The sequence below is a fragment of the Tamlana crocina genome, assembly GCF_012037625.1.
Map to the genome: position 1 here is coordinate 1 of NZ_JAAVJS010000204.1, position 474 is coordinate 474.

Annotated in this window: 1 pseudogene; it reads left to right on the top strand. The window is 39.0% G+C overall.

The window, feature by feature from the left end:
- A pseudogene (locus HC176_RS16325) lies at nucleotides 1-474 on the top strand (TonB-dependent receptor); the annotation flags it as partial.

Consider the following 474-nt stretch of genomic DNA (forward strand, 5'->3'; position numbering starts at 1 on the left):
TTTGACATCACCTCCAAAGATGCCAATACACAAGAATTTGCAGGAGAAGTTTCTGTGGGTCCGGTCACGGGCAATGTAGCTCTTGAAATACCTGTGGTAAAGGAAAAATCGGGATTGATCTTAGGTGCACGCAGCACCTATTCCGATTGGATCTTAAAATCCCTGGAAGAAGAATCGTTGAAGAACAGTGAAGCTTCGTTCCATGATGTACTTTTAAAGTATAACCATAAATTTAGTGACCAGACTTCATTAAAAACTACGGGCTACTATAGTTACGACAGGTTCAGTATCACTTCAGATTCTCTTTACAACTACCGGAACCTAATCTTTACTTTACAGGCAGATCACCGGCTCAATGAAAAAAATCAGGGGAGCTTAATTTTGGCTAATAGCAATTATAATTTCAACATTGAATACGACAGTCAGTTCAACAATAATTTTACATCGGGATATACCATTAACGAAACGGAAGCC